The sequence below is a fragment of the Roseburia sp. OM02-15 genome (genome assembly GCF_003481835.1).
Taxonomy (GTDB): domain Bacteria; phylum Bacillota; class Clostridia; order Lachnospirales; family Lachnospiraceae; genus Eubacterium_I; species Eubacterium_I ramulus_A.
In genome coordinates this window covers 142,530-157,420 of sequence record NZ_QULX01000006.1, presented here as the reverse complement: position 1 = coordinate 157,420, position 14,891 = coordinate 142,530, and the positions used below count along the sequence as shown (strand labels likewise).

At 35.4% G+C, this 14,891-nt stretch carries 16 protein-coding genes; all 16 read left to right on the top strand.

What is annotated here, in order from left to right:
• The first annotated feature begins 116 nt into the window (after positions 1–116).
• A complete protein-coding gene (locus DXB15_RS08140; RefSeq protein ID WP_118702611.1) occupies positions 117–1,970 on the top strand; it encodes a hypothetical protein in 1,854 nt (617 codons plus the stop codon).
• Positions 1,971–2,062: 92 nt separating this feature from the next.
• On the top strand, positions 2,063–3,148 hold the full coding sequence (locus tag DXB15_RS08135) for a S1 RNA-binding domain-containing protein (protein ID WP_118702610.1): 1,086 nt from the start codon (positions 2,063–2,065) through the stop codon (positions 3,146–3,148).
• Positions 3,149–3,205: 57 nt separating this feature from the next.
• Positions 3,206–3,844 carry a hypothetical protein gene (locus tag DXB15_RS08130; protein ID WP_147404788.1) on the top strand — a complete coding sequence of 213 codons (639 nt, stop codon included), beginning with the start codon at positions 3,206–3,208 and terminating at the stop codon, positions 3,842–3,844.
• A gap of 179 nt (positions 3,845–4,023) precedes the next feature.
• Positions 4,024–4,608, top strand: coding sequence for an ATP-dependent Clp endopeptidase proteolytic subunit ClpP (gene clpP / locus DXB15_RS08125; RefSeq protein ID WP_118702608.1), 585 nt, complete (start codon positions 4,024–4,026; stop codon positions 4,606–4,608).
• 16 nt (positions 4,609–4,624) lie between these two features.
• Positions 4,625–5,908, top strand: coding sequence for an ATP-dependent Clp protease ATP-binding subunit ClpX (gene clpX, locus DXB15_RS08120; protein ID WP_118702607.1), 1,284 nt, complete (start codon positions 4,625–4,627; stop codon positions 5,906–5,908).
• 221 nt (positions 5,909–6,129) lie between these two features.
• Positions 6,130–7,278 (top strand): DNA polymerase III subunit beta, encoded by a 1,149-nt coding sequence (dnaN, locus tag DXB15_RS08115; protein ID WP_158582218.1) that lies wholly within the window; start codon positions 6,130–6,132, stop codon positions 7,276–7,278.
• 61 nt (positions 7,279–7,339) lie between these two features.
• A complete protein-coding gene (locus DXB15_RS08110) occupies positions 7,340–8,575 on the top strand; it encodes a DUF5688 family protein (RefSeq protein WP_118702605.1) in 1,236 nt (411 codons plus the stop codon).
• A gap of 411 nt (positions 8,576–8,986) precedes the next feature.
• Positions 8,987–9,715, top strand: coding sequence for a sigma factor (locus DXB15_RS08105; RefSeq protein ID WP_118702604.1), 729 nt, complete (start codon positions 8,987–8,989; stop codon positions 9,713–9,715).
• A complete protein-coding gene (locus tag DXB15_RS08100; RefSeq protein ID WP_118702603.1) occupies positions 9,712–10,047 on the top strand; it encodes a hypothetical protein in 336 nt (111 codons plus the stop codon). The genes DXB15_RS08105 and DXB15_RS08100 overlap by 4 nt, the downstream gene beginning before the upstream one ends.
• Before the next feature lie 22 nt (positions 10,048–10,069).
• Complete coding sequence (locus DXB15_RS08095) at positions 10,070–10,912, top strand: sigma-70 family RNA polymerase sigma factor (RefSeq protein WP_118702602.1); 843 nt, start codon at positions 10,070–10,072, stop codon at positions 10,910–10,912.
• 97 nt (positions 10,913–11,009) lie between these two features.
• Positions 11,010–11,744, top strand: coding sequence for a class I SAM-dependent methyltransferase (locus tag DXB15_RS08090; RefSeq protein WP_118702601.1), 735 nt, complete (start codon positions 11,010–11,012; stop codon positions 11,742–11,744).
• Positions 11,745–11,893: 149 nt separating this feature from the next.
• Positions 11,894–12,346, top strand: coding sequence for a hypothetical protein (locus tag DXB15_RS08085; RefSeq protein WP_118702600.1), 453 nt, complete (start codon positions 11,894–11,896; stop codon positions 12,344–12,346).
• Positions 12,347–12,357: 11 nt separating this feature from the next.
• The gene (locus DXB15_RS08080) at positions 12,358–12,549 is read left to right on the top strand and encodes a hypothetical protein (protein ID WP_118702599.1); all 192 of its coding nucleotides are present in this window, start codon (positions 12,358–12,360) and stop codon (positions 12,547–12,549) included.
• Between the two features lie 19 nt (positions 12,550–12,568).
• Positions 12,569–13,177: a hypothetical protein gene (locus DXB15_RS08075; protein ID WP_118702598.1), complete on the top strand. Its 609-nt coding sequence runs from the start codon at positions 12,569–12,571 to the stop codon at positions 13,175–13,177.
• Positions 13,178–13,428: 251 nt separating this feature from the next.
• On the top strand, positions 13,429–14,508 hold the full coding sequence (locus tag DXB15_RS08070; protein WP_147404787.1) for a DNA cytosine methyltransferase: 1,080 nt from the start codon (positions 13,429–13,431) through the stop codon (positions 14,506–14,508).
• Positions 14,509–14,662: 154 nt separating this feature from the next.
• Entirely contained in the window at positions 14,663–14,869 is a 207-nt protein-coding gene (locus tag DXB15_RS08065) for a hypothetical protein (protein ID WP_118702596.1), read from the top strand.
• Positions 14,870–14,891: the final 22 nt, after the last annotated feature.

Sequence of the window (14,891 nt, the reverse complement as noted above, 5' to 3'; positions counted from 1 at the left end):
ACTTGTGGAAATGAAAACAGATGCATTTTTTGTTAAGTCAGGAAAGTATATATACCAGATGAAGCAGAGGATATGAAAAGAGAAGATATATAATAAGACAAAGAGGTGTAAATCAAATGAAAAATTTTATAGATATACTTAACCGGTATACAATAACAGAGCTGGTATTCCGACTTCATACGGCAGCAGCTACAGAAGAATACTATGATCTAAAACAGCAGATAGACAAAGATATTGTCCAATTATTGCCGATATTTCAAGAATTAGTTCCAGATAAATTGTGGGTAGGAAATACAGAATTGAGTTCGTATTTTACTAAAATCGAATTGATCAGGAAATATTTGGAAAACAGCGGGAAGAAATTTATCCCAGAAGATTATATCAAAATCTTCAATAATACGGCGATGCCTTTATCAAAGGAAAATCAAGAGATACTTAATAATCCGGCTATGATATATAAAAAGATAGACGAGGCAGGATTTACCAATCCATCAGCATTTGATAAAAATAAAAAGATAACAAAATATATAGCGGATAGTCGTGTCTGTGCCGATATGTCACGACAATATGTGGAAAAACTAATGGCTGATGATCTTGGGTATGGGGATTTTTATGATATACCTATGGTACAGAAAAATAAGGAGCGTCTGGAAAAGAGACTGATTGATTATTGTATTACACAATTTCTGCCACTTAGACATTTTATGCTGGATGGAAATGAAGTATCACTTAGCGCAATAAGTAAAGTATTACTATTTCAGGTTGCGCAAAATAACTGCACACCAGATAAGCTGATCTGGACACCTGGAAGTGCATCCTTTCATTTTCAACTAACGGAAGGAAGCGAAATGTGCAGAATCATTAATCAGCTTTTGGTAGATCAACACGTTTTGCTTGATATTTTTTCGATACATGCAGATGAAAGTGAAATCGCCAAATTGTCTGGAATTGTGGAAGAAAGATTGGATGATATTTTAAAAATGTATGTTTTTAAGGAATATGAAAAATGTTTCAAACAATCTACAGAAGCAGATGTGGATAATTTTAGTGAGTATTCTGCAAATAAAGGAATCAGAAGTATTGATATGAAAGAATTAATCACTAATTGTATCTGGTCCATTGCTACGGAGGCTGTATTATATCATGCACGAAAGAAGATTAAGACATACGAACTGACTGAATACGAAAAAGAAAATAGCATTGGATTAGAGCGTCAGACAAATCAACAACTATTAGATACGATAAGAAAACTCACCGAAGAAAATCGAACTTTGAAAAAAGAGCTGGAAGTGAAAGATTCCATGATAGATGCTTATCAACAATCACAACAAAAATTAAAAAAAGAGGCAGCTGGATTCGAAAATCCGGAAACACTGATGCTTCAAAAAGAAGTGTTAGAAAAAGAGCTGGCAGATTGTAAGGAAAAATTGGAACAGCAAAAAAAACAGTCCTCTGAAACAATAGATACCTTGCGCTATGACATTAAACTTCTACAAGAAAAATTAGAACAGAAGAATCCGTATTTAAGTATGAAGAAAAGTCAACAGAAAGGCCAGCATTCACATACGACGATCCTGTTAGATTCAAATGAAGAGAATTTTTACCCAGATGAAATACGGGATGTAGTGATTGCTGCCATTACAGAAAAGCATAAAAATATGTCCCATAATAAAAAAAATCTAAGTCGGCGACAATACCATATTTTAACAGATCTTGTTAAGACAAATACTATTACCGGAAATGCCAAAATATATAGAGATAAAGTAAAAACTATCCTACAAGGCAGTGGTGATTTGACTCCACGTATTAAAAACCAATTGGAATCATTAGGATTTGCGATTACAAAAGATGCACATTATAAGCTGCGGTTCCGTGATGATGACCGCTACCTGATGATTTTATCTGGAAGTCCAAGTGATTACAGGGTAGGAGAGAATAATGCACACATCATAAATAACATGTTATTTTAAGCTTGGATTGCAAAGTTGTATGCCATTTTAGTAATTACTATGTGGCAACGAAAATAGTCCGCTGTTTATAAAATATAAGGAGGTGTAACATAATGGCGGAAGATACAAAAAATACAACTTTGGAAGAAAACGAACTGCAGTCTGCGCCGGAAAAAACACCGGAAAATCAAGAAGCTAAGTCTGCGGCAAAAAAAAGCTCAACAAATGTTAAAAGTGACGACAGTGTTCTGGTCCCGAACCGCATTAAAACACATCAGTATGATGAACGAGAAGTAATTACGGTAGATCGTTTTGCAGGCGGTTATGGTGATGAAGAAAATATGCGACAGGAAATTGCCTGGCATGAAATTGAAAACTCATATCACCGCCGGAAATCCCTTTCAGGCATTATCTCCGGTGTGGAACCATTTTCAGTCGGTGGAAAAACAATTAATGTAGTTGTTGCTGATTATAAGGGCATGAGGGTTATCATTCCGGTGGATTACATGAATGTTTTAATTTCAGCACCGGATAAGACAGAGGAAGAGATCAACGAGGCAAAATCCAAAATTTGCTCCAGCATGACAGGAGCCGATATTGATTTTACAGTCATTGCGTTGGATAAAAAAGCTCATTCTATCATGGCATCCCGTCAGTTGGCCATGAACGCAAAAATGCATGACATGTTTATTGCAGAAACAGCAAAAGGACATCCCATGGTACAGGTTGGTTCTATCGTAGAAGCAAAAATCCTGTCTGTCGCTACCACAGTAGTAAGATTAGAGATCTTTGGTGTCGAAACACTCACATCTGTATATAAATTACAGAACCGCTGGGTATCTAACGCAAGGGATCGCTATTTTGTAGGCGATAAAGTAAGAGTTCGGATCACAGAGATCATTTATTCTGAGGATCATAAAAAAGTAGAGGGCGTTTTCTGTGAAGCACGTTCTCTTAATGCGGATGATATACATATGTGTAAACCAGGAGCAACGTATTCTGGCGAAGTAACACGCGTAAACAGTGGTGTCTATTCTTTGTATCTGAATGTTGGTACAAATGCATTAGCACATACATCTTTAAGATCCAGAAGAGAACCGCAGAAAGAGGATCAGGTACGTTTTTATTGTACGAAGATGGATGAAGAAAAAGGATTGGCGATTGGTCAGATTATTAGTGTTATCAGACCACATAAATAGGAATAAGACAGGAGGCATTTCTGGATGGAATATAAGATCAAACCAAAAGAAAATCTTATGATGAATGCATTAACTGATTCAGAAAAACATGCAAAATATATTTTTTTAGAGTGTGGGATTGGTTTTGCAATCATTATGATCGCCGTATTATTTCCAGTGCCGGCCGAGACTTTTTTTAGTATTTTCAAGCTGATCCTTATTGTATGTGCATTAGGGGTAACATGTATCGAATCAGTTAAAATGTACATGAAATCACAATCTGCAACTAAAAAACTAACTGATATCAAGGAGAGCTATTTAAACATCGAAAATGGCTGGCTTAATTGCTATCAGGCTACAGGAGAAAACTATGAGGGGTGTAAAATCTGTATCTCCGAAATTACCAGCATCGTAGAAACGAAAGATAAAAAAATTTATATCCAATTTAATACGGATACCGGTTTAAGTTTTATCTTCATTGGCGGTCAGACAATTCCAAATGACTTTTTTGAAATTGATGGTACGTTTTATGATACAGATGAACTTATTGCTTTTATGGATAAGCTACAATCCCGACTGGCTGAGACAGTCACATATGATGAAAACCATATGTACTGGAAGAGCAAGCGCAAAAAAATAAATTTATATTATATTGGAACATGGCTGATTATTCCGGGTGTATTTCTGATCGGGATAGTGATCCGGTTTCTGCTATGATTTATCCCCACGAGCGTTTAACGTTCGTGGGGTTTTTAATAAAATTAACAGATATATGTTGCAAAACAATATATTTCTTTCGTATTAGTAAATAGAGCACAAGTAATTGGGACAAAAACCAAAGAAAACGCTAATATCATAATTTCAGTATTATAAAAATTGAATGGAGGATTAATTATATGAGTTTTGTACCTTATGTTGTAGATCAGACAAGTCATGGTGAAAGAAATTTTGACATCTACTCACGATTATTAAATGACAGGATCATCTTTCTGGGAGAAGAGGTAAATGAAACTTCTGCCAGCTTAATCGTTGCACAGTTATTGTTTTTGGAATCGGTAAATCCGGATAAGGATATTCAGTTGTATATTAATTCCCCGGGAGGTATGGTTTCTAGCGGCCTGGCAATTTACGACACTATGCAGTATATCAAATGCGATGTATCTACGATCTGCATTGGTATGGCTGCAAGCATGGGAGCATTCCTGTTGGCAGGTGGCGCAAAAGGAAAACGATTTGCTCTGCCTAATGCTGAGATTATGATCCATCAACCTTCTGGTGGGGCAAAAGGGCAGGCAACGGACATCCAGATAGTAGCTGAAAATATCTTGCGAACAAAAGAAAAGCTGAATCATCTTTTGGCTGAAAATTGCGGACAGGATTATGAAAAAATCAAATATGATACAGAACGAGACTACTACATGTCGGCAGCAGAAGCTCTGGAATATGGAGTAATCGATCAGGTAATTAATAACCGAATCTAAAAAGGAGAAATGCTTTATGAAAACTATTTTAAATGAGAATAACAGAAAATGTGCTTACTGCCAGGATAAAATTGAGGAGAAGAATACCTTTTTTATCATGCCAGATGGTACACATTTGGTATGTGAAAAATGTGCAAAAAAAATGCTGAATGTGAAAGGAATTCAGATGAACGATTCCATTATGACTCAGATGTGTCTGGAACTGGATAATGAATTGGGAAAAGCTTTGGGAATTGCCGAAACAGTATCTTTTGAAAATTATAAAGATGATAAAACAGAAGAAAATGCTATCCCGGTTCCACATGATATTAAGAATTTTCTGGATGAAAACGTGATTGGTCAGGATGCAGCAAAAAAGGTTCTTTCAGTTGCCGTATATAACCATTACAAACGATTGCAAGACGCGACAGGAACACTTAAAAAGAGTAATATTCTTTTGGCTGGTCCAACTGGATGCGGAAAAACATTGATTGCTCAGACGCTTGCAGAATTTTTAAATGTACCTTTTGCGATTGCGGATGCAACTTCTCTTACTGAAGCTGGTTATGTCGGAGACGATGTAGAAAATGTGATCCAGCGCTTATATGTCAAAGCAGATTATGACGTAGAAAAATGTGAACGTGGAATTATTTTTATTGATGAAATTGATAAAATTGGTCGTAAATCAGAATCTGCATCTATCACGAGAGATGTATCCGGAGAGGGAGTGCAGCAGGCACTTTTAAAATTGATCGAGGGAGCCGAAGTATCTGTTCCAATTACCGGCGGCAGGAAACATCCACAGACCGGTAATGTTATGATTGATACGAGCAATATACTATTTATTTGCGGTGGTGCGTTTGAAGGAATGTTTCAGACTACACCTGAACCTGTAAAATCCATTGGCTTTTTGAAAAATTCAGAGCAGACTGAAAAAACAGATAGTTTAACATCGGATTTATTGAAAAAATATGGTATGATTCCGGAACTTATCGGAAGATTGCCGATCAGGATCACATTAAACGAGCTGAATGAAGATGATCTGGTTCGTGTCCTGACAGAACCAAAATATTCAATTACCAAGGAGTACAAACAATTATTTGCATTTGATAATGTTGATCTGGTTTTTGAGAAAGAAGCATTACAGAGCATTGCCAAGATTGCGTATGATAATCACACAGGCGCAAGAGGATTACGTACTATCGTAGAAGAAATCTTAATGGATGCCATGTACGATATTCCTTCTGATCCAGATATTGTAGAATGTGTTGTTACGCCAGAGGCTGTGATCACCAAAAAAGCTCTTCTAAAAACAGCATAAAAAATTTGTATCTCCTTTGCAGAATAGTGAAGTTTAGTAGTAATTATAAAATGTATATATATTTATTTTTCTGTATTACCTCTTAGATGAGGATTAAGGTTTCGGTTCGCCGGAACCTTTTTTATTACAAATTTTTAGAAAGGAGTCACATAATATTTTTTCAGAAAAATTATATATCTACTGGTAACAAAAAAATATTTTTTATAAAAAGGAGAAAAACGATGAAGGTAAAAATTGAGAAAAAGAAACTTATTAAAGTAGCAAAAATGGCAGCAGAAGCACTGCCAAGTGAAAAAACAAATCTGCAAATCACAAAATGTTTTGTGATAAAAGCCGAAGGGCAGTTCCTTTTTATTCGCTCTATGAGCATGGAAGAAGGCATCGGCATTCAGACAGGAATCACCTGCAGCAAGGTGGAAGAGCCAGGAGAAATCTGTGTAGATGGCTCTATGTTTTTGAACCTGATTTCAAAAGCACCGGAAGGAGAGTTGAATATCCAGACCAACAAAGGGAAATTGTTGGTGAAACAGCAGAAGTCAAAGATGCAGTTGGCTTATCAGGATACAGATCAATTCCCTGATGACATGACAAGACCGGATGATACAGTTATTAGTATTGACAGAAAAAAACTGTATGCTGGCATCGAAGCTGTGTTATTTGCAGTAGCAGATGATGCAACGCAGAAGAAAGAGCTTGGTGCACTGCATATTAATTTGAGTAATGGAGTGCTTCGTTTAGAGGGATTAGATGGATTCCGTGTGGCATCCAGTTCATTTGCAATTCCAGAGGCAAATGATATAACGCTCGATACATTAATCCCGAAAAATACTGCTAAGAAATTAATGCGGTTATTATCAGAAAAAAATTCCGATAAGGAAAGTGATGCCTGCAAGATATATTGTAATAATAATGTAATGGCAGTATCAACAGGATATTCTCTGTTGACAGCCAGACTCTTAGAAGGTTCTTATTTCGATGTGGCAAAATTGACACCACAGGAGTACAAGACAATGCTGACAGTAAACAAAACAGAACTGTTAGATAGTCTTAATAGATCTCTGTTGTATTGCCTTACCGGCGGTGATCGTGATAAACCTATCAGTTTCTCTGTTAAAGAAGGAAACCTGACTGTAGCAGCAAACTCCGCAATTGGGGAAATGAAAGATGAGCTTATGGCCAAAACAGACGGTGAAGATGTTGTTCTTCATTATAACCCACGTTACATGATGGAAACATTAAAAGCCATTATGGACGAGGATGTTACTTTTTATTTTAATGGGAACAAAACTCCTTGTGTTATAAAAGGCGAGGACTATGAATACATGGTTCTTGGAGTAACTGTAGCGGCAGAATCAGAAAAAGTAGCATAAGTAAATTATATATTATAGAGGTCTGCGAAAAATACGCAGACCTCATTTTGGAGGAATAAAAATGACGTATAATGAGTTTAAGAACATAGTAAAAGAAAAAATTTTGGAATATATGCCGGATGAGTTCAGAAACCACGAATTAATAACCTTTCCGGTAGAAAAAACGAACGCTATACTGGATGGCCTTAGCATAAAAAAGAAAGATGGAATTTCACCTATCATTTACATTAATGATATGTATCAATCTTATTTACAGGGAGATGATTTAGAACAGGTATTAAAAAGTACTTGTGATTTGATCGTCGAGCGATATGATGAGGCTCCATCGATAAATAGGGATGAAATTAGGGAAAATTTAAAAGAAAAAATTGTTTTTCGTATTATCAATACACAGATGAATCTATCGATGTTGGAACATGTACCGCACAGAGCATTTCATGATTTGTCAATTATTTATGAAATAGTTTTCAATCAAAATGATATGTTGTTTGCGATCAAAGTTACTCATGAAATTGCTGAAGCTATTGGCATGAATGAGGAGAAATTATATCATTGTGCTTATTTAAATACGAGAAAAATGTTTCCTATCGTTGTTAGAAGTGTTCTTGATATGTTAAGAGAAAACTTTATAGATGAGTCAGCTACTTGTCTTTCAATAGATAAAGATTTATGGGCAATCACCAATGTTCAGGATTACTATGGGGCTGCTAATATGTTATACGAAGATAGGTTATATGAATTGGCTAAAAAGCTTGAAAGCAATCTCTATATATTACCCTCAAGTGTGCATGAGGTACTTGCAATAGCTGCGGATATCGTAGAACCGGAAGAGATGCTAGCAGCTGTATCATATGTTAATACTGATGTTATAGAAGATGAAGAAATACTTTCAAATAGTGTGTACTTTTATGATAGAAATACACGACAAATCACAATGGTTGCACACAAGTTACACACAATGGTTACAGAAACATTTGAAGGTGGAATTGAAGAAAGGCTTGTTTCACTGCAGGATGGAACAGGTATGGGCGGAGAACTCATCGTTTTCCGTACAAATGCCCCGGTTGATGAATTGAAAAAACTGGAGTATGAATCATGCCAGTGCTATATAAATGGAGTAGATGATGAAGATATTCCAATATGGCAAAATGAACTAGAAGCGAAAGGCTATACATTTTCTTATATCGATTCATACGAAAATGTAACAGCCTTTGCTACTTCTGACGAATGGATGCAGGAAATGTATCCAGTTATTGAAGAGCATTATCTGATAGATGATCAGCCGTCAATCAGATAACTACAACAGAAAGCAGTCAACCTACAGGGGGTTGGCTGTTTTTTTTTGTAAAAATTTGTTTTTGTGCCTTTCCTTTTTTTTCTTGACTTCAGTAATTAAATTGCATAAGAGATTAATGCCATTTCTTACAAAATTAAAACGAAAGGAGGAGTGACAACACTTTTCCCTCAAAAAAAAACAGCTATTTTCCCCCACTTTTTCGAAGAAAATAGTGTGTTTTTTGTGCATATAAAACAAAAAAATGTACCAAAATGTTGCGTGTAAGATATGAAATTGTGCATATTTACCTGTTTTTTCGTTGTGCTTTTTTTTACTAAAAAAATTTCTGGTTCGTTATGATATAGCCATCCCAAAAACTATGAGGGTGGTGACTGGGATTTCTAAAAATGCACAAAGGAAGGATTTATAAAAATGGGAAAATTTAGATTTTATGTTTTTACATCATGCGATGTAACAGATACAAAACTTGAAAATCACTTAGAGTTTGTAAAAGCACAGGTTTATACCTTTATCAGCGGTAAAGTTCAGAACGAGTTTATCTACGATAATGATGATTTATACCAGGAGGGATGTTTGGCATTCATGTACGCGGCAGATACGTACAACCCAGTAAAGGGAGACTTTAGAGGTTATGCCAAAAAAGTTATTCAGCACAAACTCTATGATTTTTGGAGAGTTATAACAAAACGTGGCAATTTAACAAATGAATTTCATTATAACGAATATGAAAACCCTAACAATTTTCTGGATGAAACCAAAAAATTATCCTCAAATTTATCGAACAAAGGTTCTGTTGTTACTCATTTCGTTGAAGATGAGATGTTTCAAAAATTTGATACAATGCTCAAAAGAGCGTATGAAAATGAAACTTCTAAAGTAATCCGCATTGGATTGGAATTTCTGTATGAAAGCGCACATGGGAACGTAAATGCGAGACAGGAACTGATCCAGAAATATTCTAATTTAGGTAAGAAGACATTAACTGAGATGGAAATTGGTAAAAGTCATCTAAGTCCTGAAAAAGATAGACAGTTTACACTGACATCAAATTATATTTCCATTGCAAAGAAAAGAGCTGTAGAACGTTTAGCACGTTACGGCTTGAATGAATTTGTAGAGGATTATTTAAGAAGGGAGTGACACACATTAGCTACGATTGGTATCAGGAAAAACTTCAATTTGCTGACACAGAAGAAAATATACGCTGGTTATATTTAGATTTGAATGTCACTATGGCATTGACTGCAAAGTTAATAAACAGGCCCATTGCGGACTTGAGCAAATATATCTGGAACCATGGTCTCGCTGCAGAAAAGAAGATTAAGTTTCAAGAGGGGACCAAGGAGGTAAGCCGGATATCAGAACTTCGCAAATTATTACAGGACAGTGATATAGATCATGCAAAGGGATCTGAAAATGAAACCCGAACTGAATCGCTTGAAAAACAATTTTTAACCGAACTTGGTCTCTGATTGATAATCAGAGGAGGTTAAATTGAAAAAACTCATTGCTGAATCATTTGCAATATTACGTAAACAGTGTTTTGAGACTCCAAATCTGGAGCCAGATGAATTACGTGAATTACTTATCAGGGCAAAGGCTAAAGACACCGATGCACAAAATACCATTATAATGGCACATATGAAACATGTGTTTACATATCTTGAAAGACATTTTGAATTCAAATCTCAAGATGATTATGAGGAATGCTTTATTCTTGCCTACTTTTCCCTATATCCTGCAATTCGAAAATATAGGTTCGATAAAGGAACTTCATTTGCATCTTATACTAATAACTGGATTCGTAAAGCTGTATTAGATTATTTTGAATCAAAAAAACCAAAAATTTCAAATGTTCAGGAAGTCAATCGCTTAATTAAAGCTGAAGAAGCGTACTATAAAAAATATGGTCTTTTTCCAACGATAGAAACATTAAGTGAGATGGAAGGAAAATCACCTGAAAGAATTCAGAAACTCCTTGATGAAAGATACAAGAGAGAACGAAATTATGACGTGAATGAGGAATATCGCGATTTATTGTATCCAGATAAAAGCATCGCAGATAATGTAGAATATAGCTGTGATATTTGCGATGTAAAATGTGAGATGGAATTAGTAAGAAATGATTTATCTTTGGATAAAAGAATTGATGCGGTCGATTTAAAAATTTTTGATATGATGTTGATGGATGGATTTGGGAAAGCCGATAAATTTACAACAACCAGAGCTGCCGAGATTCTTGGTATAACGCACCAGGCGGTTGGTGAGCGTAGAAAAAAAATCCGTAAAATTTTAACGGAATATGGATTAGCAGATTTATTGCATACTTCTTACTAATCATTTATAACGTACAAATAAAGCTGTCTTACTGTTTTATAATAACAGCAGGACGGCTTTATTTCTTTGAAATCTGTAGCATATAAAAGGAGCAATTATGGAAAAATCACAATATGACGAATTAAAAAAAATGCAGGAAATCCATTGGTGGTTTAAAGCGAAAAAAGAAATTGTGTTGGCATTCATAAAAAAATATGGGAAGTCGGATGGCAATGTTCTTGATGTTGGATGTGGTATGGGACTCATGCTTCATGATTTTCCACCAGAAAAAATATATGGAATTGATATGGAGCAGACAGCAGTAGATTATTGCCGTGAAAATTACCATGGTGAGAATGCATCTGATCATATCAAGCAGGGAAGTTTACCTGAGAACATACCTTTTCAGCATAAATTTGATACCATAATAGCTCTGGATGTTCTGGAACATATAGAAAATGATAAAGAAGCTGTTCTTTCGTTATATAATATACTTGCACCTGGGGGTATATTAGTATTGACCGTACCGGCTAATATGAAATTGTGGAGTAATGATGATGTAATGAATCATCACTACAGAAGATATGAAAAACAGCAACTCATGGATCTGTTGTCAGAAAATGATTTAGAAATAATGCGTTGCACGTATTATAACAGCATCTTATTATTACCTGCATATATAGAACGGTTATGGAAAAAGATATTTAAAATTACGAAAACTGATGTAGAAAGTAGCTCATCCAAGCTATTAAATACATTTTTATATAGAATTTTTAGGATGGAAAAAAATATTATTTTAGAAAAAGATCTGAAAAAAGGAGTTTCTTTGCTTGCTGTAATAAAAAAATATTGAATTTTTATTGCAAAAAAAGATCTTTTCTTAGTACCTATATAATGTAAACATTTTTATTAATTTCCATCTCGTGAAAACGAAAACCACTAAATATGTACGAAAAACAGATTCATTTTAATGAATCTGTTTTTTTGTGAAAGGAGAAAGGAATGGAAGAAGCACTGAAAGTATTGCAGGATCTGGTAGAGAACAAATTACTTGCTGCGCATCGAAATTGCCCGGACTGTGATAAACAGCCACGTTTTCATGTTGCGTATGAAAAATTGCGTAAATGTATTATCTATCAGTTATACCAGGTATTTATTAAACTTGATTTCAAAGTTTTATTATGTTCCGACACACCACGGTCAAACGGAGTGTATATGGAATTACTCAGTGAATGTTTGAACAGCCATAAAACAGAGTGCTATCACTTTATTTATGAACTTCATTCATGGGATGAAATTGAGCCAAAAATCAAAGAGGTATATCCAAAACTGGAGGCGTTACGAGACGAATATGTAGATGAGTCAAATAACGAAAGGGTTGAGTATCAGATCATGATGCTTAATCAAAATACAGCAGAGGCATATTATAGAAAGGAAGCTCAGGCAAGTGCCTGAGTTTTTTACTTATGTATTATTTAACTAAAAAAGAAAGGGAAATGTTTACGATTAGTGAGATGGAAAATGAATTATCTGAGATTGCGGAAAAAATAAAATCTCTCAATGAAAAATCTGGATATGGTTACTACTTATCTGGGAAAAAAAGATTATTAGAAGAAGCAATCGCAGAGAGAAAACAGAAACGTATGTTTCAAATTTAGAAATGAAGGAGAGCGAAAAATGGCAAAAAAAAACAAAAAAAGAATATTTAGCAGTGAACACCAACTGATACAAACACTCTGTGAAATGGATCATGATAGCAGATGGTATCCTGTAAAAACGCAGGAAATCAGTTTTATTGATCCGACGAAAAAAAACGTCGATGAAATGATACTTGAAGAAATACGTAGCCATGCAAAAGTATTGGCTGGTTCAGGTATGTATTTACGTTTTGATCCAAAGCTCAATGATTTTCCCGTTAATGAAAATGCGTTGGTCTCTATATGTCAATGCATGGGATTCAAAGGAACTATGCTACAGGAGTTGAAACGAAAAGATTTAAGGATTCTTTTAAACAAAAGTATCCTACGTTCTAAAAACAAGGATATGTACATCCATGTCTGGCACAATCAGGTGATTTTTATGTCGATGTCACCAGATCACAGAAACTGGGTACAGGCATATGAAGATTTGCGAAGGGAACACCGATGTGAGCAAATTGACATGTCTAAAACTTATTTTATACCGGGTGTCCGGTTGGTTGTTAAGTTTGAAGGGCAAACAGCAATTTGTATCAAAGAAAACCTACGGAAGAGGAATAAAACTCAAAAGGTTTCAAAAGTAGTATAAAAGGAGGTAGAAAATTGAAAAAAATTAAGAAAAGTAACCGTGGACTGACATTTTCCTTGCCGGCGGAACATCAGGATCGAATCGGGACAAAATTCCGATATGTTATTTCCAGAGACAAATCAGAAATATATATAATTTCCGATCCAGATGGTACCAGTACGGTAAGTAGAAAAAAGTCGGGAAAGATATACAAACCTCTGTATGACATCAGATCACAAGAGGTTCGTACTCTGGTATCTGAAGCTGATTACATGGAAGTAACAGATGCATCAGACAGAATCATTGTCCATATATATCGTAGAGAAAAGACAGGCTTAGGCACTGTCTTTTTCTTTTCTGATTTTCAAAAAGAAGATTACATTCTTGGTGAAAAAACAGGAGAAATCATTCTGAAAAAAGCGTCTGGAGATAGCTTTGTTACTTTACCAGAGCTTGGATACGTTAATGGAAACGTATTTCCGGAATGGGATGAACGCAAAGAGCGGAAACATATACAAAACGTATATGACACGATTTCACTATTTTCAGGTGCAGGACTGCTTGATTATAGCTTTAAAGGTCCCAATATCAGGTTCGTTTATGCGGTTGATTTTGATAAAGATGCTTGTCTGACATACAGACATAACATTGGACCACATATTCATTGTCAAGATATCATAACTGTGAATGAAGATGATATTCCAGATGGCGATATTGTCATAGGTGGCCCATGCTGTCAGGCATATTCCAGTGTAAACCATAACAATCAAAATTCGGCAATAGCAGAACAGAAGCGATTATTGATAGATGACTTTTGCAGAATCGTAAAAGCAAAAAATCCATTGGTATTTGTAATGGAAAATGTACCGGAGTTTTTGACACAAAAGGATGCTATGTATTTGAAACGCGTAGAAGAGCGGTTAAGTAGTTATGCACTATCCACTACTATTTTAGACGATACTAGGCTGGGCGGTTATACAAGAAGAAAAAGGGCAATCGTAATAGGTTCGCTAATCGGAAAAATCGTTTTACCAAGTATAACGGTATCTGTTATGCATACGGTTCGGGATGCTTTATCCAAAGTTGATAAAAGCTGGTTTAACTGGATGGACTGCAGCAAGCCTTCTCCACTTACTTTAGAGCGAATGTCATTTGTGCCTCCAGGTGGAAACTGGAAAGATCTTCCGAAAGAGCTTCAAACAAAAAGCAAGTTTTCAAACATGTATCGGAGACTTTCGTGGGATGAACCTGCGATAACACTGGCCAACTGGAGAAAATGCTGTATTACACATCCAGATGAAAATCGCATCCTGAATGTAAGTGAAGCGGCAGCACTGATGGGACTTGATTAATCTTTTCAGGTTTATGGCCATTCCCTTGATTCAAAACAGCAGCAAATAGCAAACGGTGTCACACAGCATATGGGACGTTTTATCAGGGAACATATTTTAGTGGCATTGGACAAATTTAAATTATCAATTTGTCCGTTATAGAAAGGAGAACTAAATGGCAACAGTTTACAAAATGGCAAAAGGTAATTTTTCAAGATATTTTACAACATACAACGTTGGTTTTATCAATGACATTGGCGCAGAAGATGAAACACAGTTTGATGATGTGAAATCTGTTAAGGAGTTTTCTGAGCTTTTTCGTGAATTTTGCAAGGAAAATGATATTCCATCAAACACAGTGTTGTATGTAGAAGCTGTGTGAAATTACAAAAATAGGAGAAATA